This window comes from Streptomyces sp. NBC_00490, from assembly GCF_036013645.1.
GTDB classification, from domain to species: Bacteria; Actinomycetota; Actinomycetes; order Streptomycetales; family Streptomycetaceae; genus Streptomyces; species Streptomyces canus_F.
In genome coordinates, this window is sequence record NZ_CP107869.1 from 2,465,942 (window position 1) to 2,486,628 (window position 20,687).

Consider the following 20,687-nt stretch of genomic DNA (forward strand, 5'->3'; position numbering starts at 1 on the left):
AGGGGCAGGGCGTGGGTGTGCCCTGGCGGGTGCATTCGGTCGGGAACGCGGCACGGTTCTCGTGCGGTGGCACAGGAGCCGGGGAGAACATGTGCGCGGGGCGGCGTCGGTCACGTACGGCATTCAGCGCACGGACATGCCACGGCGTCTCGCTTCGGGGCGCGAGCTCGGGGTGGTGCGGGGGCCCTCTAGAAGGCGCACATTCGACACATACAGCGAGCACCGGGCGTCATGGTCGCCTCGGTCGCAAGGGTGCGGCTGCTCGTCGTGGTCATGGAATGAGTAAAGCAGATCTACGGTGCTGACAAAACGCCGCTGTCCGCATGCCGGACAGCGGCGGACAGGGGGTCAGGGGCGGACGGAGATCTCCACTTCCCCGTCGGTGACCAGGGCCGACAAGGCCGACAGGTCGTCGACGACGAGGTCCGCGTCGAGTTCGTGGGCCTGGTGGGTTGTGGCCAATGCCACGGTGATCATCCCGGCGGCTCGACCGGCCCTCAAGCCCGCGGGGGCGTCCTCGAAGACCACGCAGCGCTCCGGGTCGACGCCGAGTGCGCGGGCGGCGAGGAGATAGGGCTCGGGGTCGGGCTTGCCGCGGGTGACGTCCTCGGCGGCGACGAGGGTCTTGGGCAGGATGCCGACGGCGTCCAGCCGGGCCTCGGCGAGGCGCCGGGTGGCGGAGGTGACGACGGCCCAGCGGTCGGCGGGCAGGGAGGCGAGGAACGCCTTCGTCCCGGGCAGCAACCGCACGCCGCCGTTCGGCACGTCCTCCACCTCCAGCTTCTCGATCCGCGCGACCGCCTCCGGCACGACCTCGACGGGCAGCAGATCGGCGGCTATCTCGGCAGCCGTACGACCGTGCAGCTCGACCCGCCCGAACTCCTCGGCCGTGATCCCGTACTCCCCGGCCCACTGCCGCCAGCAGCGGTCGACCGAGGCGAGGGAGGAGACGAGGGTGCCGTCGTTGTCGAAGAGGAGGGCTTGAGCGTGGATCGTCATGGTCCAGACCCTACGGGGCCGCGGGAGCCTGATCGGGACGGGCCGGGGTCGCCCGCATCAGGGCTTTCGGGCCGTAATAGGGTCGGCGCATGCTTGATGCCCTGACGCTTGTGACCGGCGTCGCCGCGCTGTTGCTCGCCGCGTGGTGCGGCTGGGCGGCCTATCGCGATGAGCCGACGAAGGACTGGCACTTCATCGGGATGGGTGTGGTGTCGCTGCTGGCGCTTGTGCAGCTGGTGGTCGGGATCGTGCAGCTGGCGCGGGGCGAGAAGCCGGAGCAGGGGACGACGATCTTCGTGGCGTATCTGCTGGGCGCGTTCGCCTGCGTTCCGGCCGCGGGGCTCATGTCGCTGTCGGAGCGCTCGAAGTGGGGCTCGGTGACGGCTGCCGCCGGCGCCGTGGTGCTGGCCGTTCTCGAGGTACGGCTCTATGACATCTGGGGAGGCTGAGGTGACCGTGACGGAGGGCGAGTCGGGGAAGAACCGATTGGTCAGCGGTCCTGGCACGCTGCTGGTGTGGCTGTACGGCGTGATGGTCGTCGGCGCCGTGTCGCGTTCGATCTACCAGATCGCGACCGAGTTCGACCGGGCGCCGCTCGCCTACTCCCTGTCCGCCCTTGCGGGCCTGGTCTACGGCTTCATCACCTACACGCTGGTGCGGGGCGGGGAGACCGCCCGCAGGGCGGCGCTGGTGTGCTGCGCCGCCGAGCTGGTGGGCGTGCTGACGGTGGGCACCTGGACCCTGCTGGACCCGTCGGCGTTCCCCGACGCGACCGTCTGGTCGGACTACGGCATGGGGTATGTCTTCATCCCCGTACTGCTGCCGCTGTCGGCCATCTACTGGCTCCGTAAGGCGCGGACCGTCTGAGAAGCCCCTGTCAGGCCGTCGCCACGTAGGCGCCGGCCGGCTTCTCCAGGACGATCATCGGTACGCCGTCCGCGCCCTTGGACGTGCCGACCGCCTCGTAGCCCACCTTGCGGTAGAGGCGGAGGTTGCCCTCGCTGCGGTGGCCCGTGAAGAGGCGGAACCGGGTGGCGCCGCGCTCCTCGGCCAGCGCCGATTCCGCCGCGCGGAGAAGCCGCGCGCCGATGCCGTGGCCCTGGAGGCGGGGGTGGACGCAGAGCTTGCCGATGGCGGCCGAGCCGTCCTCGGTGATGCGGCCTCGCACCGAGCCGACCACCTCCTCGCCGAGCCGGGCCACGAAGACGCAGTCCGCGGCGACCTCCTCCCGGACCGAGTCCAGGCTCTGGACGAGCGGATCGATGCGGTAGTTGCCGTACAGCGCCGCCTCGCTCTGGAAGCACAGGTACTGGAGCCTGAAGATCTGCTCCGCGTCCTGTTCGGTCGCCACCGAGATGGTCACGCTCATGCCCATGTGCGCACGCCTCCCGCTCACCTGATCGCCGTTTCGTCCCTCACTCCTATCCCCGCGCTCCGCGGGCCGCAACCTCCGGTGTGAGCAATCGGCGAAGACAACCCAGGCATCTGGAACGTTCCGGACCGAGACTGCCCTGTGAGATACCCAACTCCCCCGCGATTTCCCGATACGTGAGGTCCATCGGGGAGAGCAGCGCCTCCATCAGACGCGGGCAGCGGCCCGGCAAACGGCGTACGGCATCACGCAGCGCCCGGCCGCGGGCCGCCGCCAGAGCCTGGCGTTCCGGGGTGCGGTCCACGTCGTCCGCGGGCTCGGTCTCATACGGCCGTTCGAGCCGGGTCGTACGACGGGTACGGCGGGACTCCGAGCGGACCGCTCTGCGCAGCCAGCCCTGGGGGTCGGTCGGCGGGCCGTCGGTGTCGAGGCGTTCCAGCAGGCGGAGCCAGACCGCCTGTTCCAGGTCACCCGGTTCCGCACCGGTGGCATGTGCCTCGGCGGAGGCCTCGGCGGTGAGCAGGGGGCGCAGCGTGGCCACGAGGTCGTGCGTCATATGCCTGACGACGCGGCCGCCCGGGCGGCGGGTTGCCCGGGCGGCCGGTTGTCACCCCAACAGGGGTCGCGCGCTCAGCCATTGACGAAATCCTGGCGGGCCAGCAGCCCGGTGTCCGGGTTGTCGGTGAAGACCCCGTCGATGCCCGTGGCGAAGTACGTCCGGTAGGCCCCGAAGACATCGCCGTACGCGTCGGCGTCGGTGCCCTTGCGGTACTCGGTGGGCAGGAAGGGGTTCTCGTTGCGCATGGTGTAGGGGTGCAGGATCAGGCCCGCCTTGTGCGCGTCCGCGACGAGGGTGGTCGGCGTGGTGAGGCTGCCGTTCGCGTCCTTCGGGATGACCAGGTCGAGGGTCGGGCCGATGCCCTGGGCGTAGCCGGCGATCTCCTTGAGGCCCTTGGGCGTGATCAGGTCGGCGACCGTGCGCGGGTCACCCGTCTCGACGAAGTCCCAGGGGCGGCTGGTCGCGGAGGAGAGCAGGACGACCAGCGGGTTGCCGACCAGCTTGTTCAGCCGCTGGATGCTGGTGGGCTCGAAGGACTGGAGGATGACCGGCGCGTTCTTGCCGTCCTTGCCGTACTTGCGCAGCAGCTTCGCGACCCGCTCCTCCAGGCCCAGGCCCAGCTTGCGGAAGTACGTGGGGTGCTTGGTCTCGGGGTAGATCCAGACCTGCTTGCCCCGCTTGCGGGTCTGCTCGTCCTGCCACTTCAGGACCTCTTCGAAGGTGGGGATCTCCCAGCGGCCGTTGTAGAGGGTGTTGTGCGGACGGTTGGCCGGGATGCGCTCGATCGCGCGCAGGGTCTTCAGCTCGGCGAGCGTGAAGTCCTCGGTGAACCAGCCGGTGACGGAGACACCGTCGAGGAGCTTGGTGGTCCTGCGGCCGGCGAACTCGGGATGGTCCGCGACGTCCGTCGTGCCGCCGATCTCCGGCTCGTGGCGGCAGACGAGGTGGCCGTCCTTGGTGGGCACCAGGTCGCCGGCCTCCACGACATGGGCGCCCAGGTCGAGGGCGAGCTGGTACGAGCCGAAGGTGTGCTCCGGCCGGTAGCCGCTGGCGCCCCGGTGGCCGATGATCGTCGGCACGGGCAGGCTCTTCACCCCACCACCATGCCGTGCCTCGCCCGCTCTCGCGGTACCCGGCAGTCCGAGGACCGCTCCGCTCGCACCGAGCACCGCGGCGCCGAGAAGCGCCCGCCGGCCGGTCCCGCCCACCTGCTCGTCCGAGTTCTGCGTTCCCATGAGGGCCCTCCCTGCGTCGGCTCTTCAGTGCGGGCCGATCGTAGGTGTGTGTACATGTCGGACGGGAGACCTCCGGCAGAACACGCGGGTGACGCCGGATGTCGTACCGAAGGTTTGAGTTGACGACTCATCAGAAGGGGTACGCGATGTCCGTCACATCATGGCCAACGGGTTACGGGCGGTACTCCGGGCGCCACCGCAGGTAAACCAGCGTCAACAGTACGTAAGACCTCGGTGAACCCGGTGAACCCGATGTGCACGACCCCGGGAACCGCGAGTATCGTCCTCACCTGCACAGACATATACCGATTCACTTGACACCGGAGGATCCGTTGTCCCGCTTCGCGCTCATCAAGGCAATGCTCGGACCGATCATGCGCCTGATGTTCCGCCCCCGGGTGGAGGGCGCTGAGCACATCCCCGGAGACGGCCCGGTGATCCTCGCCGGCAACCACCTCACGTTCATCGACTCGATGATCATGCCGCTCTTCTGCGACCGCCAGGTCTTCTTCATCGGCAAGGACGAGTACGTCACCGGCAAGGGCCTCAAGGGGCGGCTGATGGCCTGGTTCTTCACGGGCTGCGGCATGATCCCGGTCGACCGGGACGGCGGGCGCGGTGGTGTCGCGGCGCTGATGACCGGGCGCCGGGTGCTGGAGGAGGGCAAGGTCTTCAGCATCTACCCGGAGGGCACCCGCTCCCCCGACGGCCGGCTCTACCGCGGTCGCACCGGGATCGCGCGGCTGGCCATGATGACCGGTGCGCCGGTTGTCCCGTTCGCCATCATCGGTACGGACAAGGTGCAGCCGGGCGGTTCGGGGATTCCGCGGCCCGGCCGCGTGACCGTGCGGTTCGGTGAGGCGATGGAGTTCTCCCGGTACGAGGGGATGGACCGGGACCGGTATGTGCTGCGGGCGGTCACGGACTCCGTGATGACGGAGGTCATGCGGCTGTCCGGGCAGGAGTACGTGGACATGTACGCCACGAAGGCGAAGGCCGCGTAGGACGTCGTCCGCGGGACCGTGGGGGCTTGTCGCGCAGTTCCCCGCGCCCCTAATTGCCCAGCCGCTGGTCGCGGAGCATGAACCAGGCCGCCACCGCCGCTGCCAGCAGGACCGCTGCTCCCAGGCCCGCCGCGAGTGACAGGCCGTCCACGAAGGCCTGTCGCGCCGAGTCCAGGAGTGCCGCCGACTGCTGCGCCGGCATCCCCGCCGCCGCCTCCACCGCGCCGCCCAGCGACTCGTGTGCCCCGTCCGGTGTGCCCGCCGGGCCCGTGAAGTCGCGGTACACGCCCGTCACGATGGAGCCCAGTACGGCGATGCCGAGGGCCGCGCCCAGTTCGTAGGCCGTCTCCGAGACCGCCGACGCCGAGCCCGCCTGTTCCTTCGGGACGCTCGACAGGATCACGTCCGCCGTCACCGTGAACGAGAAGCCCGCGCCGATGCCGACGACCAGCAGGGCCGCGCCCAGCAGCGGGTAGCCCGTCGACTGGTCGATCACCGTCAGGGAGGCCAGGGCGAGGCCGACCGCCGCCAGGCCCCCCGCGACCACCGAGCGGACCGAGAAGCGGCGGGCCGCCCGGCCGGCGAGCAGGCCCGCCGCCACCGCGCCGATCGCCGCGGGAAGTTCGGCCAGGCCCGCCTCCAACGGGCGCCTGCCCTGCACGAGTTGCAGGTACTGCGACAGGAAGAACACCAGCCCCGACAGGCCGAGGATGGTCAGCAGGTCGGCGAGGACGGCCGCGCTGAAGCCTCGGTTGCGGAACAGCCGCATGTCCAGCAGCGGGGTCGGCAGGGTCAGCTGGCGGCGGACGAACCAGATCAGCGCGCCCGCGCCCAGCAGGGCGACGGCGGCGGCCTCGCCGCCGAAGCCGTGGGTGGCGGCCTCCTTGACGGCGTAGACCAGGGCGATCATGCCGACCAGGGACAGGGTCACGCTGAGCATGTCCCACGGGCCCGGGTCCGGGTTCTTCGACTCCGGCAGCAGTTTGACGCCGACGACGACCAGGACGGCCATCACGGGCAGGTTGATCAGGAAGACCGAGCCCCACCAGAAGTGTTCGAGCAGGAAGCCGCCGGCGATCGGGCCGATCGCCGTACCGGCGGAGGCGGTCGCGCCCCAGATGCCGACGGCGAGGCTGCGTTCACGCGGGTCGTGGAAGAGGTTGCGGATCAGGGCGAGGGTCGCCGGCATCAGCGTCGCGCCCGCCACGCCCAGCAGGGCGCGGGCGAGGATCATCAACTCCGGTGTCGTGGCGTAGGCGTTGAGGACCGAGATCGCACCGAACGCCGTGGCGCCGACGAGGAGTATCTTCTTGCGGCCTATTCGGTCGCCGAGGCTGCCCATCGAGACGAGCAGACCGGCGATGACGAAGGAGTAGACGTCGCCGATCCACAGGAGCTGGGTGCCGGACGGCTTCAGGTCCTCACTGATGTAGGGGGTCGCGAGACCGAGGACGGTCGCGTCGACGGCCACCAGCAGCACGGCGAGCACGAGGACGGACAGCGCGAGCCAACGTCCCGGGCGCTTGGTCACCGCCTCGGTCGTCGACGCCGGCTGCAGGGTGCTGGTCATGATTCCTCTCTCCGTAGTGCTCCGCCGAGCAACAGCTCGACGATCATGTAATGGAAGTCGTTGGCGGCCACCCGGCCCTCCGACACCGCCCAGGCGCCGGAGGCCAGCAGGCCGTACAGCGCTTCGGTGAGCCAGGTCGGTGTGAGGTCGATGCGGAACTCGCCGCTCGCCTGGCCGCGCTTGAACAGGGCCGCGATGCGTTCGTCGATGCGGGTCCAACCCGCGTTCTGCTCTCCCTCGAACAGCTGGTTCTCGCTGTAGAGGAAGGCGAGGAGGGCGGCGACCGGTTCGATCTCGCGCACCAGTCGCCGTACGGCGTCGCCGGCGGGGCCCTCGTCCGGGCGGGCCGCGTCCAGGGCGGCCTCGCATTCGGCGATGCCGAGCGCCTCCAGGGCCCGTACGAGCGCGTCGCGCCCGGCGAACTGGCGGTGCAGGGTGGCGCGGCTGATCCCGGCGGCCTTCGCGACCTCGTCCATGGTCGCGGTGGATTTGTGGGTCAGCAGGGCCGCGGCGCTGCGCAGCACGTGGTCACGATCGACAGCCATGAGACAACCATAGCCCATGTGAGACATTTACGTCTCACCATGGGCATGGGTGTCTCATGGGTGGCCGTCGAGCCGTGTCTGTGTCAGTGCCAGGGCAACTGCCCGCGCAGCGCCCAGTACGCCTGCGGCTCCTCCGCGAGCCCCGCGAGGCGGGCCAGCTGGTCCTCGTCCAGGTCCACGACCGCGGCGTGCAGGTTGGAGGCGAGCTGGCCGGCGGTGGCGGCGCCGGAGAGGACGACGCCGGCCCAGGGCTGCCGCAGGATCAGGGCGAGGGCGACCGCGTCGCAGCCGAGGTCCGTCTCCGCGGCCACCGCCTTCAGGGCGTCCGGCGCGTACGGGTCCGCGAGCCTGCCGTTGGCCATGCCCTCCTTGACGATCACGGTCAACCCGGCGTCGTGGGCCTCGGCGAGGGCGGGGGCGGCCGAGGTCTCCAGGGCGTTGTAGGTCGACTGGACCGTGCGGAAGAGGGGCTCGCCGTCGACCGTCACGGCGAGCGCGGCGCGGATGGCGTCGGCCTGGGCGGGGCCGCTGGTGGAGAAGCCGATGCTCACGCCCGCGGCGGCCGCTTCGGCCAGCTTCGCGTGGAGTTCCTTGTCGGTCAGGGCCGGGCTGTCCGGGGTGACCGAGTGGATCTGGTAGAGGTCCAGACGGTCGCCGAGGAGCTCGGCGGTCTCGCCGCGCTGGCGGACGTACGTCTGGACGCTGTGGTCCTTGACCTCGTGCTTCTCGGCGTCGGTGGTCCAGGCGGCGGTGTAGGTGTAGCCCCATTTGCTGCCTACGACGATGTCGTCGATGTCGGGGCGCGCGTTCAGCCAGTCGGCGAGGAACTCCTCGGAGCGGCCGTAGGAGCGGGCGGCGTCGAAGTAGCGGACGCCCTGGAAGTAGGCGGCGTCCAGGAGTTCATGGGTGCGGGCGCGCAGGGCGTCGACGCTGCGGCTCTCCGGGAGGTCCTGGTCGCGGCCGAGGTTGATGTAGCCGGGGCGGCCGACCGCGGCGAGGCCGAAGCCGATGTGGCAGGTGGGGGTTGTCGCTGTGGCCAGGCGGGCGAAGGGCATCGCGGGCTCCGTTGGGTCGGCTCCAGGCTCGATGACCAACTTAACCCGCGATGACCTTCGGTGAGGCAGGGCGCCTACGAGTTCGGGGCGTGCGGCTCGATCGCGGGTACGGGTGCTTCGTGGCTTGTCGCGCAGTTCCCCCGCGCCCCGTTCGGGGCGCTTCACTCAGGCCTGCTTGGCAGTTGCCCACTCGTGCTGTGCCGCCACGTTCGCCTTCACCTCTGCCAGCTGGACCGCCACCGCGCTCGGCGCCGTGCCGCCGCGGCCGTTGCGGGAAGCCAGCGCGCCCGGCACGTTCAGCACCGTCCGCACCTCCGGCGTCAGATGGGCGCTGATCTTCGCGAACTGTTCGTCCGTCAGGTCGCCCAGTTCCTTGCCCTCGGCCTCCGCGGCCTTGACGCACTCACCGGCGACCTCGTGGGCGACGCGGAAGGGCACGCCCTGCCTGACCAGCCACTCGGCGATGTCGGTGGCGAGGGAGAAGCCCGCCGGGGCCAGCTCCTCCATGCGCTCGCGGTGGACCGTCAGAGTGGCCATCATGCCGGTGAAGGCGGGGAGCAGGACCTCGAGCTGGTCGCAGGAGTCGAAGACCGGCTCCTTGTCCTCCTGGAGGTCACGGTTGTACGCCAGCGGGAGCGCCTTGAGGGTGGCCATGAGACCCGTCAGGTTGCCGATCAGGCGGCCGCTCTTGCCGCGCGCCAGCTCCGCGATGTCCGGGTTCTTCTTCTGCGGCATGATCGACGAGCCGGTCGAGAACGCGTCGTGCAGGGTCACGAAGGAGAACTCCTTCGTGTTCCAGATGATGATCTCCTCGGCGATCCGGGAGAGGTTCACACCGATCATCGCGGTGATGAAGGCGAACTCGGCGACGAAGTCACGCGACGCCGTCCCGTCGATCGAGTTGCCGACGCTGCCGTGCTCGAAGCCCAGGTCCGCGGCGACCGCCTCCGGGTCCAGACCCAGGGAGGAGCCGGCCAGGGCGCCCGAGCCGTAGGGGGAGACGGCCGTCCGCTCGTCCCACTGACGCAGCCGCTCCGCGTCCCGGGACAGGGACTGCGCGTGCGCCAGGACATGGTGGGCGAAGAGCACCGGCTGGGCGTGCTGGAGGTGGGTGCGGCCGGGCATCGCCACGTCCGGGTGGGCCTCGGCCAAGCCGATCAGCGCGTCCTGGAGCTCGGCGATGAGACCGCCGATGATCCGGGCGTGGTCCCGCAGGTACATACGGAAGAGGGTCGCGACCTGGTCGTTGCGGGAGCGGCCCGCGCGGAGCTTGCCGCCGAGGTCGGGGCCGAGGCGCTCCAGGAGGCCCCGCTCCAGGGCCGTGTGGACGTCCTCGTCGGCGATCGTGCCCACGAAGGAACCGTCGGCGACATCCGCCGCGAGCTGGTCCAGGCCCGCGGTCATCCGCGTCAGCTCGTCGTCCGTGAGCAGTCCCGCCTTGTGGAGCACGCGCGCGTGGGCACGCGAACCGGCGATGTCGTAGGGCGCCAGCCGCCAGTCGAAGTGGACGGACGCGGACAGCTTCGCCAGGGCCTCGGCGGGGCCGTCGGCGAAACGGGCGCCCCAGAGCCGGACATCACCGCTGTTGCTGCTCACTTGCGTTGCTCCTAGAGAGGGTGTGGCGCCTGCACTGTCATGCATGAGTATGCAGTGCAATGCATGATTCGTCAATCGCGGTCGGTTCGGCAACGAATTTGCGAGCCCTTTGAACACGGGAAACCGCTTACCCGTATTTCCCGCCGAACGCAGGCGCCGCGTTTGTACAACACAGCAACGACGACACCCCTCGACCCTTGTGAGGCATCAGCATGTCCAGGGCTCTTCCGAAGTACAACAAGCGCCGTGTCGCGTTCATCGGCGGTGCCACCGCCCTCGTGCTGACCGGTGCGGTGATCGCCGGTTCCGCCCTCGCCGGAGAGAGCTCCAAGAGCAACGGCACGGCCAACGCCCAGACCCTCGCCGCCCCCGGCACCATCAGCTGCCCCGACGTCGCCTCCCAGCTCCCCGCGATCCCCGCGACCGCGCAGGCCGAGGTCGACCGCAACCTCACGCTCCTGCAGACCCAGATCGACGAGGCCAACCAGCGCCTGATCGACACCGTGGGCCAGGGCGGAGCCAACTTCGTCCAGAACGCCATCCTCGGCCCGCTGGAGGACAAGCGGATCGCCGTGGTCAACCGCATCGCCACCGCCATCGGCCGCACCGCCGACCGCCCGGCGGGCCTGGAGGCGCTCGCGCCCTGCGCGCTCAACGCGGGCGGCGTCGCCGAGGAAGAGGCGGGAGCGGGAGCGGGCGAGGAGGCCGGCGCGGGCGAGGAGGCCGAGGCCGCCCCGAGCGCCGCGGCGTCGGACGCCGCCGAGGAGGCGGGCAACGAGGCGGGCGAGGAAGCGGGCAACGCCGGCGTCGGGACCATCACCTGCCCGGACGTCGCCTCCCAGCTCCCCGCGATCCCCGCGACCGCGCAGGCCGAGGTCGACCGCAACCTCGCCCTTCTGCAGACGCAGATCGACGAGGCCAACGAACGTCTGGTCAAGACGGTCGGCCAGGGCGGACCGAACTTCGTCCAGAACGCCATCGTCGGCCCGCTGGCCAGCAAGCGCACCGCCGCCATCGAGCGCATCGCCATCTCCATCGGCCGTACCGCCGAGAAGCCGCAGGGCCTGGACTCCCTCGCCGCCTGCACGCTCACGAAGTGACGTGACAGGCGCTGTGGCCGCCCCGTCTTCAGCGCCGGCCGGGGCGGCCACGGCGATGCGTGCGCGGACGCCTGCCGGACGGATACCGCAATTCATTAGACAGGCGAAAGAGTTGCACCCATAATCGTTAGACATGGGAAAGACCTATGAACGCATAGACGGCAGGCTGCGCACCTTCATCGAGGCGCAGCCCATTTTCTTCACCGCGACCGCCCCCCTCTCCGGCGACGGCACGGTCAACCTCTCCCCCAAGGGCCTCAAGGGCTCTTTCGCGGTTCTGGACGAACTCACCTTCGCCTACCTGGACTTCGCGGGATCCAACGCCGAGACGGTCGCGCATCTTCGGGAGAACGGCCGGATCACCCTGATGTGGTGCGCGTTCGAGGGCCCGCCCAACATCGTCCGCGTGCACGGCCGCGGCGAGGCGGTCCTGCGGGACGACCCGCGTTTCAAGGAACTCCTCGGCCACTTCCCGGACATCGACCCGGGCCTGCACGGACTGCGGGCGATCATCGTCGTGACGGCCGAGACGATCCGCGACTCCTGCGGCTACGCGGTGCCCTTCATGACGTACGACGAGGACCGCGATCTGCACGCCAGGCGCTTCGCGCGCGAGGACGACGCATCGCTGAGCGCCTACTTCGCCAAGCGGCAGATCGCCACGAGCCTGGATGGCCTACCCGGGCTGCCGCTGCCGTTGCCGCCCTCTACGGTCTGAGCCATGCGCTCCCCCGCCGTCGCCACGGCCCTCGTGTCCGCGTCCTTTCTCGTACTCGGTGCCGTGCCCGGCGGCGGGCGGCCCCTGCCCGCCCGGATGGCCGACACCGGGGGCGGCACGCAGCTGATCACCGCGGTCGCCGCGCGGACCGGCTCGACCACCGGCACGCTCACCTGGTGGGATCTGCGCGACGGGCAGTGGGTGCGGGCCGGTTCGGCCAAGGCCCGGTTCGGGGCGAACGGACTCGTCGAGGGAGCCTCGCGCCGGCAGGGCACCAGCACCACACCGACGGGGCTCTACGACCTGCCGTACGCCTTCGGCATCAAAGCGGCGCCGGACGGGACGACGTACAAGTACCGTCCCGTGCGCGAGAGCTCCTGGTGGTGCCAGGACAACGACTCCCGCTCCTACAACCGTTGGAGCGAGCCCCGCGCCAAGGACTGCCGGGCCGCCGAGTCCGAGCACCTGATCTCGTACGAGAAGCAGTACGCCCACGCCATGGTCATCGGCTTCAACTACACCGAGCCCGTGCGCGGCCGGGGCGCCGGGATCTTCCTCCATGTCAACGGCAGCGGGGCGACGGCGGGGTGTGTGTCGGTGTCCGCGGACGCCATGCGGCGGATCCTCCGGTGGGCCGGCCCGGGCGACGATCCGCACATCGCGATCGGCACGACGGGCGGACCTACGGCGATCACCCGGTACTGAGGGGTTACCACGAGTCACTCGAGTCCGCCTCGAACTCGGCCGGGCTCTGAACACACGGGCGTCGCGGCACGTACCTCTGGGCCAAGGGACCACGCCAACCCCCTTGCCCCGCTCCCGGAGGAACCGTGACCACCACGCTCGCAGGCGGCCGCGCCGCCCGCCGCCAGACGATGCGCCGCATCCGCCCGCGCCGCTCCCCGGCCGTCCCGCTGGTGATCGCCCTATGGGCGGGCGCGGCCGCGGTGCTGTGGCTGTGGTGGGACAACACACCGTCCCTCGCGGACAACACCGCCAAGATCCTCGCCGCGGGCCGGATCACCGGTCTGCTCGCCGGCTATCTCATGGCGCTCGTGGTGCTCCAGATGGCCCGGGTGCCCGCTCTGGAACGGCGGGTGGGCTCGGACCGGGTCGCCCGCTGGCACGCGATGAGCGGCCGCTACACGGTCAGCCTCGTCATCGCGCACGTCTTCCTCATCACCTGGGCCTACGCGCTCCAGGCCGGCAAGACGCTCGGCGACGTCGTGCAGCAGTTCATCGACCTGACCACCACCCTGCCGGACATGGGCAAGGCGGCCATCGGCACCGGGCTGCTGCTGGTCATCGCGCTGCTGTCGATCGGCGGGGTCCGGCGCCGGCTGCCGTACGACACCTGGTACCACGTGCACCTGCTCACGTACGCCGTGGTGTACCTGACGTTCTGGCACCAGATCACCACCGGCAACGAGTTCGCCGTCGAGCCGACCGCGAAGACCTTCTGGTACGGCCTGTACGGCGCGGTCACCGCGCTGGTCGTCTGGTACCGGATCATCACGCCGCTCCGTCTCAACCTGCGCCACCGGATGTACGTCGAGGCGGTCATCGAGGAGACACCGGGCATCGTGTCGGTGCTCATCGGCGGGAAGAAGCTGCACCGGATGGGCGCGGAGGCGGGGCAGTTCTTCCGCTGGCGGTTCATGGCGCCGGGCATGCGCTTCAGCTCGCACCCGTACTCGCTGTCGGCGGCACCGCGTCCGGACATGCTGCGGATCACGGTCAAGGCGATCGGCGACCACACCGCCCGGCTGCGTGAACTGACGCCCGGCACCAAGGTGTGGGCCGAGGGCCCGTACGGCGCCCTCACCGCCCAGCGCCGCAGCCGCGGCAAGGTGCTGCTGGTCGCGGGCGGGGTCGGCATCACTCCGATGCGGGCGCTGTTCGAGACGCTGCCCGGGGCGTCCGGCGACATCACGCTGCTCTACCGGGCCAACAGCACTCAGGACCTGGCGCTCTGGGACGAACTGGCCGCCATCGCCGACGAGCGGGGCGCCCGGCTGATGTACGCGGTCAACAGTCCGGACGGCGAGCGGCCCGACATCTCGGCGGAGCGGCTGCAGCAGAAGCTCCCGGACATCGAGGAGCACGACGTCTTCATGTGCGGGCCCCCCGGCTTCGCACAGGGCGTGTACGAGGCACTGCGCGGTGCGGGTGTGCCCGCCCGCCGCATCCATCACGAGTCGTTCGAGATGTGAGCGACGGGACCTTCAAAGACTTCAGGAGCTTGGAAGCCATGAGGAAGAGTCACCCGATCCGGCGTGTCGTCCTGGCCGGCGCCGCCACCGTCTCAGGGATCGTGCTGCTGCTGTCGCTCAAACCGGGGTCGGACCCGGCCTCGGCGTCCGCGGCAGGCGGTGCGGCCCCGCAGCAGACCGCGGCGGCACAGGAGTCCGCGCAGGGCGGCGCCCAGGCGGCCACCGGCACGGCGACCGGCGACGCCACGCAGACCCAGTACGGCCCGGTCCAGGTCCGTATCACGTTCGTCAACAACAAGATCACCAAAGCCGAGGCGGTCCAGGCACCGCAGGGCGGAACCAGCACCCAGAAGACCGAACTGGCCGTGCCCAAGCTCAACGCGGCGGTCGTCGCCAAGCAGAGCGCGGACATCGACGCGGTCTCCGGGGCGACCTACACGAGCGCCGGGTACAAGAAGTCGCTCCAGTCGGCGATCGACAAGGCCAACGCGGCCGCACCCGCGCCCGCGGCACCCTCCGAGAGCGCGGGTGGCGCCCAGGCCGCCGCCCCCAAGGTCGTCACCGGCACCGTCTCCCAGACCCAGTACGGCCCCGTCCAGGTCCGTGTCACCGTCACCAACGGCAAGATCACCAAGGCCGAGGCGGTCCAGCAGCCCAAGGGCGGCCAGAGCGACCAGGTCAACGGCAACGCCATCCCGAAGCTCAACCAGGCGGCGGTCGCCGCGGGCAACGCCGACATCGACGCGGTCTCGGGCGCGACCTACACGAGCGCCGGCTACAAGCAGTCCCTGCAGTCGGCGCTGGACCAGGCCGGTGGCTGACACGGTGGCCGAACCGGCAGAAGCTCCCGCCGCGGTACGTCATACGGAGGAGGTCATGGGGACCGTCTTCTCCTTCGACGTCCGCGGCGGGGAACCGGCCGCCGTCGAGGCGGCCCTGGCGAAGGCGGTAGCGGGTCTGCACCGCGCCGACGCCGTCTTCAGCACCTACCGCGACGACAGCCAGATCTCCCGGCTGGCCCGCGGTGAGCTGACGGTCGACGACTGCGACCCCGAGGTCGCCGCGGTCCTGGCCCTGGGCGCCGAGGCGGAGGAAGCGAGCGACGGCTGGTTCAGCCTGCGCTACGAGGGCCGCCTGGACCCGACGGGCATCGTCAAGGGCTGGGCCGTCGAACGCGCGGCACGCGCCCTCGCCGAGGCCGGGGCGACCGGGGTGAGCCTCAACGGCGGCGGCGACGTACAGCTGTTGGGGACACCGGGTCCGCAGCGGCCGTGGCGGGTGGGGGTGGCGGATCCGCTGCGGCCGGGGGGCCTGGCGGCGGTGGTGTCGGCGGCGGGGACGACCGAGCTGGCCGTGGCGACTTCCGGTACGGCCGAGCGCGGCGCCCACATCGTCGACCCCCGCACCGGCCGCTCGGCGGTCACGGACCTGGTCGCGGTGACCGTGGTGACCCCCAGCGTGACCTGGGCGGACTGCTGGGCGACGGCGGCGTTCGCGATGGGGTCGCGGGAGGGCTTGCGGTGGCTGGAGTCGCTGCCGGACGTGGAGGCACTGCTGATCACGGCGGGCGACGAGGTGAGGTGCACAGGGGGCCTGGCGTCTCGACTCGGATGACTGTCTGCACCTCAGGGGCGCGGGGAACTGCGCGACAAGCCACGAAGCACCCGCACCCGGCACACCTCGGACGCCACCCCACTCAGTGGCCGTTCTGTGCCAACCGCAACAGATGCTCGGCCAGTGCCTGACCCCCCACCGGATCCCGGCTGATCAACATCAACGTGTCGTCACCCGCGATCGTCCCGAGAATGTCCTGCAGCTCGGCCTGATCGATCGCCGACGCCAGGAACTGCGCGGCACCCGGCGGCGTCCGCAGAACGACAAGGTTCGCGGACGCCTCCGCGGAGATCAGCAGCTCCTGGGAGAGCCGCCGCATCCGCTCCTCCTTGGCTGACTCCCCCAGCGGCGCACGAGGAGTACGGAACCCGCCCTCACTCGGCACCGCGTAGATCAGGTCACCGTCGTTGTTGCGGATCTTCACCGCGTTCAGCTCGTCCAGATCCCGGGAGAGCGTCGCCTGTGTGACGCTCAGCCCGTCGTCGGACAGCAGCTTCGCCAACTGGCTCTGCGAACGCACCGGTTGCCGGTTGAGGATGTCCACGATCCGGCGGTGCCGTGCGGTGCGGGTCTGCGGTACGGCAGGCCCGTGGGTCTGCTCGTGATCCTGCGCCTGGCTCATCGACGTCTCATCTCTCCGGCTCATCCATCCCCGTTGGCCACGTCCAGGATGCCGGGCAGTGCCTGGAGCAGCGCCGCCACCTCGTCGTCGCCGAGGTTCAGCGGCGGCATCAGCCGTACGACATCGGGGGCGGGCGCGTTCACCAGGAAACCGGCGTCCTGAGCCGCCTGCTGCGCCTGGGGCGCGAGCGGCTCGGTGAGCACGATACCCAGGAGGAGGCCGGAGCCCCGGACGTGGGAGATCAGCGGGTGCCCCAGGGCCTCGATTCCGTCGGACAGCGCGGCGCTCTGACGCTTGACGTTGTCGAGCAGCCCCTCGCCCGCGATGGTGTCGAGCACGGCGAGCCCGGCGGCGCAGGCGACCGGGTTGCCGCCGAAGGTCGTGCCGTGGTGGCCGGGCTGGAGCAGCTCGGCGGCCCGGCCGAAGGCCACGGTCGCGCCGAGCGGCAGGCCGCCGCCGAGCTGCTTGGCGAGGGTGACGACGTCCGGCAGGACGCCCTCGTGGGCCTGGTACTCGAACCAGTGGCCGGTCCGGCCGATGCCGGTCTGCACCTCGTCCAGGACCAGCAGCGCGCCCTTGGCCGCCGTGATCGCCCGGGCCGCCTTCAGATAGCCGGCGGGCGGCACGATCACACCGTTCTCGCCCTGGATCGGCTCGATGACGACGAGGGCGGTCTCCTCGGTGACCGCGGCGGCCAGCGCCTGCGCGTCGCCGAACGGTACGTGCGTGACGTCGCCGGGCAGCGGCAGGAAGGGTTCCTGCTTGGCGGGCTGGCCGGTGAGGGCGAGGGCGCCCATGGTCCGGCCGTGGAAGCCGCCGCTGGTGGCGACCATGTGGGTCCGCCCGGTCAGCCGGCCGAGCTTGAAGGCGGCCTCGTTGGCCTCGGCGCCGGAGTTGCAGAAGAAGACCTTGCCGTCCCGCCCGAAGTGCTGGAGGAGGCGTTCGGCGAGGGCGACGGTGGGCTCGGCCATGAAGAAGTTGGAGATGTGGCCGAGGGAGGCGATCTGCTTGCTGACGGCCTCGACGATCGCCGGGTGGGCGTGGCCGAGCGCGTTGGTGGCGATGCCGCCGACGAAGTCGTAGTACTGCCTGCCCTCGGTGTCCCAGACCTTGAGGCCCGCACCGCGGACGAGGGGCAGCCGGGGGGTGCCGTAGTTGTTCATGAGCGAGCCCTGCCACCGCTGGGTGAGCTCTGCGTTGGTCGCGGTACCGGTCATTCCCCATCCCCCTCTTCGGCATCCGCCACGACCATCGTGCCGATGCCTTCGTCGGTGAAGATCTCCAGCAGGATCGAGTGCTGGACCCGCCCGTCGATGACCCGGGCCGTGTTGACGCCGCCTCGCACGGCGTGCAGGCAGCCCTCCATCTTCGGGACCATGCCGGAGCTCAACTCCGGCAGCAGCTTCTCCAGTTGGGAAGCCGTGAGGCGGCTGATCACCTCGTCGCTGTTGGGCCAGTCCTCGTAGAGACCCTCGACGTCCGTGAGGACCATGAGGGTTTCGGCGCCCAGAGCAGCAGCGAGTGCCGCAGCCGCCGTATCAGCATTGACGTTGTAGACATGTCCGTCGTCCTGGCTACGGGCGATCGACGAGACGACCGGGATCCGGCCGTCGGCGAGCAGTGCCTCGATCGCGCCCGTGTCGATCGCGGTGATCTCGCCCACCCGTCCGATGTCGACCAACTCGCCGTCGATCTCGGGCTGGTGCTTGGTGGCGGTGATGGTGTGCGCGTCCTCGCCGGTGAGTCCCACGGCGAGCGGTCCGTGCTGGTTGAGGAGCCCGACCAGCTCGCGCTGCACGTGCCCGGCCAGCACCATGCGTACGACGTCCATGGCGTCCTCGGTGGTGACCCGCAGGCCGGCCTTGAACTCGCTGACGATGCCGGCCTGGTCGAGGGCGGCGCTGATCTGCGGGCCGCCGCCGTGCACGACGACCGGCTTGAGGCCGGCGTGGTGCAGGAAGACGACGTCCTGGGCGAAGGCGGCCTTCAGGCCCTCGTCGATCATGGCGTTGCCGCCGAACTTGATGACGACCGTCTTGCCGTTGTGCCGGACCAGCCAGGGCAGTGCCTCGATGAGGATCTGGGCCTTCGGCAGGGCGGTGTGCTTACGAGTGGTGCTCATGAGGAGTACGCGCTGTTCTCGTGGACGTAGTCGGCGGTGAGGTCGTTGGTCCAGATGGTGGCGGTCTCGGACCCGGCGGCGAGGTCGGCGACGATGTGCACCTCGCGGTAGCGCATGTCGACCTTGTCGCGGTCCTCGCCGACTCCGCCGCTCTTGCAGACCCAGACGCCGTTGATGGCGACGTTGAGCCGGTCCGGCTCGAAGGCGGCCTGCGTGGTGCCGATCGCGGAGAGCACCCGGCCCCAGTTGGGGTCCTCGCCGTGGATGGCGCACTTGAGGAGGTTGTTGCGGGCGATGGAGCGGCCCACCTCGACGGCGTCGGCCTCGGTCGCGGCGTTGATCACCTCGACCTTGATGTCCTTGCTGGCGCCCTCGGCGTCCCGGATGAGCTGCTGTCCGAGGTCGTCGCAGACGGCCCGTACGGCCTCGGCGAACTCCTCGTACCCGGGGGTGACGTCGGCGGCGCCGGAGGCCAGGAGCAGCACGGTGTCGTTGGTGGACATGCAGCCGTCGGAGTCGACGCGGTCGAAGGTCGTGCGCGTGGCGGCGCGCAGCGCCTTGTCCAGCACGTCGCTGTCGACGTCCGCGTCGGTGGTGAGGACGACGAGCATGGTGGCGAGGCCGGGGGCGAGCATGCCCGCGCCCTTGGCCATGCCGCCGACGGTCCAGCCGTCCTTGGTGACGACGGACGTCTTGTGGACGCTGTCGGTGGTCTTGATGGCGATGGCGGCCTTCTCGCCGCCGTGCTCGCTCAGGGTCTCGGCGGCCGTGGCGACACCCGGCAGCAGCTTGTCCATGGGGAGCAGCACGCCGATCAGGCCGGTGGAGGCGACGGCCACCTCGCCCGCGCCGATGCCGAGGACGTCGGCGACCTTCTCGGCGGTGGCGTGCGTGTCCTGGAAGCCCTTGGGGCCCGTACAGGCGTTGGCGCCGCCGGAGTTGAGGACGACGGCCGTCAACTGGCCGGCCTTCAGTACCTGCTCGGACCACAGGACGGGGGCGGCCTTCACACGGTTGGAGGTGAAGACGCCCGCGGCGGCGCGGCGCGGCCCGGTGTTGACCACGAGGGCCAGGTCCGGGTTGCCGTTCTCCTTGATCCCGGCGGCGATGCCCGCCGCCTGGAATCCCTTGGCTGCCGTGACGCTCACGGTGCGACTCCGATCGTGGAAAGCCCGGTGGACTCGTCGAGTCCGAGGGCGATGTTCATGCTCTGCAGGGCACCGCCCGCGGTGCCCTTGGTCAGGTTGTCGATGGCGCTGATGGCGATGATGCGGCCGGCGGCCTCGTCGTACGCGACCTGCACCTGAACGGCGTTGGAACCGTAGACGGACGCCGTCGCGGGCCACTGCCCCTCGGGCAGCAGGTGGACGAAGGGCTCGTCGGCGAAGGCCTTCTCGTAGGCGGCGCGGACGGACTCGGCGGTGACGCCGGGCTTCGCCTTGGCGGTGCATGTGGCGAGGATGCCGCGGGACATCGGCGCGAGGGTCGGGGTGAAGGAGACGGAGACCGGCTCCCCCGCCGCCCCGCTGAGGTTCTGGATCATCTCGGGCGTGTGCCGGTGGCCGCCGCCGACGCCGTACGGCGACATGGAGCCCATGACCTCGGAGCCCAGCAGACTGGCCTTGGGCGCCTTGCCCGCGCCGGAGGTCCCGGAGGCGGCGACGATCACGGCCTCGTGCTCGGCGAGTCCGGCGACGTACGCCGGGAAGAGCGCGAGCGAAACGGCGGTCGGGTAGCAACCGGGCACCGCGATGCGCTTGGACCCCTCCAGCGCGGCGCGGGCACCCGGAAGTTCGGGAAGGCCGTACGGCCAGGTGCCGGCGTGCGGGGAGCCGTAGAACTTCTCCCAGTCGGCGGCTTCCTGCAGCCGGAAGTCGGCGCCCATGTCGACGACGAGGACGTCCGGGCCGAGCTGCTCGGCGACGGCGGCGGACTGGCCGTGGGGCAGGGCGAGGAAGACGACGTCATGGCCAGCGAGGACGTCGGCCGTGGTCTCCTGGAGTACGCGGTCGGCCAGCGGCAGCAGATGCGGCTGGAGCGCGCCCAGCTTCTGCCCGGCGTTGGAGTTGCCGGTCAGGGCACCGATCTCGACCTCGGGGTGCGCCAGGAGCAGCCGCAGGACTTCGCCGCCCGCGTACCCACTCGCTCCGGCCACTGCCGCACGTACCGCCATGGAATCCTCCTCTTGGATGGCATGACTATACGTTTCGATGCACGTTTATGCAATCCATGCGCGGTCCGGAGCGATCTTCGCCTGCGACGGAGAATTTTAGTTGGCACATGGAGAACGCTGGTTGGCGAATCTTGGTCCCGTCACGCTGTGTTGCGGGCAGTACCGGCGAAACGCCCCCGTCGCCGGTCGA

General features: G+C 70.5%; 22 protein-coding genes. 9 read left to right on the forward strand and 13 right to left on the reverse strand.

Translation table 11 applies throughout. The features are described from left to right. Positions 1-348 precede the first annotated feature (348 nt). The gene (locus tag OG381_RS11140) at positions 349-999 is read right to left on the reverse strand and encodes an HAD family hydrolase (protein WP_327715950.1); all 651 of its coding nucleotides are present in this window, start codon (positions 997-999) and stop codon (positions 349-351) included. An 89-nt stretch (positions 1,000-1,088) separates the two neighbouring features. Between OG381_RS11140 and OG381_RS11145 the strand changes: the two genes are divergently transcribed. Beyond that, positions 1,089-1,448 (forward strand): hypothetical protein, encoded by a 360-nt coding sequence (locus OG381_RS11145; protein WP_266833283.1) that lies wholly within the window; start codon positions 1,089-1,091, stop codon positions 1,446-1,448. Further along, positions 1,429-1,866 carry a hypothetical protein gene (locus tag OG381_RS11150; protein WP_327715951.1) on the forward strand — a complete coding sequence of 146 codons (438 nt, stop codon included), beginning with the start codon at positions 1,429-1,431 and terminating at the stop codon, positions 1,864-1,866. The genes OG381_RS11145 and OG381_RS11150 overlap by 20 nt, the downstream gene beginning before the upstream one ends. A 10-nt stretch (positions 1,867-1,876) precedes the next feature. On the opposite strand, the gene OG381_RS11155 is transcribed toward OG381_RS11150, so the two are convergent. The 3 genes from OG381_RS11155 to OG381_RS11165 all read right to left on the reverse strand — a co-directional run bounded on the left by OG381_RS11155 (position 1,877) and on the right by OG381_RS11165 (position 4,165). Further along, positions 1,877-2,374 carry a GNAT family N-acetyltransferase gene (locus tag OG381_RS11155; RefSeq protein ID WP_327715952.1) on the reverse strand — a complete coding sequence of 166 codons (498 nt, stop codon included), beginning with the start codon at positions 2,372-2,374 and terminating at the stop codon, positions 1,877-1,879. Positions 2,375-2,420: 46 nt separating this feature from the next. Continuing rightward, a complete protein-coding gene (locus OG381_RS11160; protein ID WP_327715953.1) occupies positions 2,421-2,927 on the reverse strand; it encodes an RNA polymerase sigma factor in 507 nt (168 codons plus the stop codon). Positions 2,928-3,001: 74 nt separating this feature from the next. Beyond that, complete coding sequence (locus tag OG381_RS11165; protein WP_327715954.1) at positions 3,002-4,165, reverse strand: glycerophosphodiester phosphodiesterase; 1,164 nt, start codon at positions 4,163-4,165, stop codon at positions 3,002-3,004. 314 nt (positions 4,166-4,479) lie between these two features. Here OG381_RS11165 and OG381_RS11170 point away from each other — a divergent pair, with 314 nt between their 5' ends. Then, complete coding sequence (locus tag OG381_RS11170; protein ID WP_327715955.1) at positions 4,480-5,169, forward strand: lysophospholipid acyltransferase family protein; 690 nt, start codon at positions 4,480-4,482, stop codon at positions 5,167-5,169. Positions 5,170-5,218: 49 nt separating this feature from the next. On the opposite strand, the gene OG381_RS11175 is transcribed toward OG381_RS11170, so the two are convergent. From OG381_RS11175 to argH, 4 genes are all read right to left on the reverse strand, one after another. After that, positions 5,219-6,739: an MFS transporter gene (locus OG381_RS11175; protein WP_327715956.1), complete on the reverse strand. Its 1,521-nt coding sequence runs from the start codon at positions 6,737-6,739 to the stop codon at positions 5,219-5,221. Beyond that, a complete protein-coding gene (locus tag OG381_RS11180; protein WP_327715957.1) occupies positions 6,736-7,284 on the reverse strand; it encodes a TetR/AcrR family transcriptional regulator in 549 nt (182 codons plus the stop codon). Before OG381_RS11180 ends, OG381_RS11175 begins: the two co-directional genes overlap by 4 nt. An 83-nt stretch (positions 7,285-7,367) precedes the next feature. Beyond that, positions 7,368-8,339 (reverse strand): aldo/keto reductase, encoded by a 972-nt coding sequence (locus OG381_RS11185; RefSeq protein WP_327715958.1) that lies wholly within the window; start codon positions 8,337-8,339, stop codon positions 7,368-7,370. Positions 8,340-8,504: 165 nt separating this feature from the next. Further along, entirely contained in the window at positions 8,505-9,935 is a 1,431-nt protein-coding gene (argH, locus tag OG381_RS11190) for an argininosuccinate lyase (RefSeq protein WP_327715959.1), read from the reverse strand. A 212-nt stretch (positions 9,936-10,147) separates the two neighbouring features. On the opposite strand from argH, the gene OG381_RS11195 reads away from it, so the two are divergent. From OG381_RS11195 to OG381_RS11220, 6 genes are all read left to right on the forward strand, one after another. Further along, positions 10,148-11,035 carry a hypothetical protein gene (locus tag OG381_RS11195; RefSeq protein ID WP_327715960.1) on the forward strand — a complete coding sequence of 296 codons (888 nt, stop codon included), beginning with the start codon at positions 10,148-10,150 and terminating at the stop codon, positions 11,033-11,035. Positions 11,036-11,168: 133 nt separating this feature from the next. Continuing rightward, positions 11,169-11,753, forward strand: coding sequence for a pyridoxamine 5'-phosphate oxidase family protein (locus OG381_RS11200; RefSeq protein ID WP_307033138.1), 585 nt, complete (start codon positions 11,169-11,171; stop codon positions 11,751-11,753). A gap of 3 nt (positions 11,754-11,756) precedes the next feature. Beyond that, a complete protein-coding gene (locus OG381_RS11205; protein ID WP_327715961.1) occupies positions 11,757-12,458 on the forward strand; it encodes a L,D-transpeptidase family protein in 702 nt (233 codons plus the stop codon). A 125-nt stretch (positions 12,459-12,583) separates the two neighbouring features. Beyond that, positions 12,584-13,966: a ferredoxin reductase family protein gene (locus OG381_RS11210; RefSeq protein ID WP_327715962.1), complete on the forward strand. Its 1,383-nt coding sequence runs from the start codon at positions 12,584-12,586 to the stop codon at positions 13,964-13,966. A 38-nt stretch (positions 13,967-14,004) separates the two neighbouring features. Further along, positions 14,005-14,787: an FMN-binding protein gene (locus tag OG381_RS11215; RefSeq protein WP_327715963.1), complete on the forward strand. Its 783-nt coding sequence runs from the start codon at positions 14,005-14,007 to the stop codon at positions 14,785-14,787. A gap of 55 nt (positions 14,788-14,842) precedes the next feature. Beyond that, positions 14,843-15,580 (forward strand): FAD:protein FMN transferase, encoded by a 738-nt coding sequence (locus tag OG381_RS11220; RefSeq protein ID WP_307033130.1) that lies wholly within the window; start codon positions 14,843-14,845, stop codon positions 15,578-15,580. A gap of 82 nt (positions 15,581-15,662) precedes the next feature. On the opposite strand, the gene OG381_RS11225 is transcribed toward OG381_RS11220, so the two are convergent. From OG381_RS11225 to argC, 5 genes are read right to left on the reverse strand one after another with little or no spacing between them, the layout of a single operon-like run. Next, positions 15,663-16,202: an arginine repressor gene (locus tag OG381_RS11225; protein ID WP_327715964.1), complete on the reverse strand. Its 540-nt coding sequence runs from the start codon at positions 16,200-16,202 to the stop codon at positions 15,663-15,665. 20 nt (positions 16,203-16,222) lie between these two features. Further along, on the reverse strand, positions 16,223-17,419 hold the full coding sequence (locus OG381_RS11230; protein ID WP_327715965.1) for an acetylornithine transaminase: 1,197 nt from the start codon (positions 17,417-17,419) through the stop codon (positions 16,223-16,225). Beyond that, entirely contained in the window at positions 17,416-18,324 is a 909-nt protein-coding gene (argB, locus tag OG381_RS11235; protein WP_327715966.1) for an acetylglutamate kinase, read from the reverse strand. Before argB ends, OG381_RS11230 begins: the two co-directional genes overlap by 4 nt. Further along, positions 18,321-19,472: a bifunctional glutamate N-acetyltransferase/amino-acid acetyltransferase ArgJ gene (argJ, locus tag OG381_RS11240; RefSeq protein WP_327715967.1), complete on the reverse strand. Its 1,152-nt coding sequence runs from the start codon at positions 19,470-19,472 to the stop codon at positions 18,321-18,323. The genes argB and argJ overlap by 4 nt, the downstream gene beginning before the upstream one ends. Further along, a complete protein-coding gene (gene argC, locus OG381_RS11245; protein ID WP_327715968.1) occupies positions 19,469-20,497 on the reverse strand; it encodes an N-acetyl-gamma-glutamyl-phosphate reductase in 1,029 nt (342 codons plus the stop codon). The genes argJ and argC overlap by 4 nt, the downstream gene beginning before the upstream one ends. Positions 20,498-20,687 lie beyond the last annotated feature (190 nt).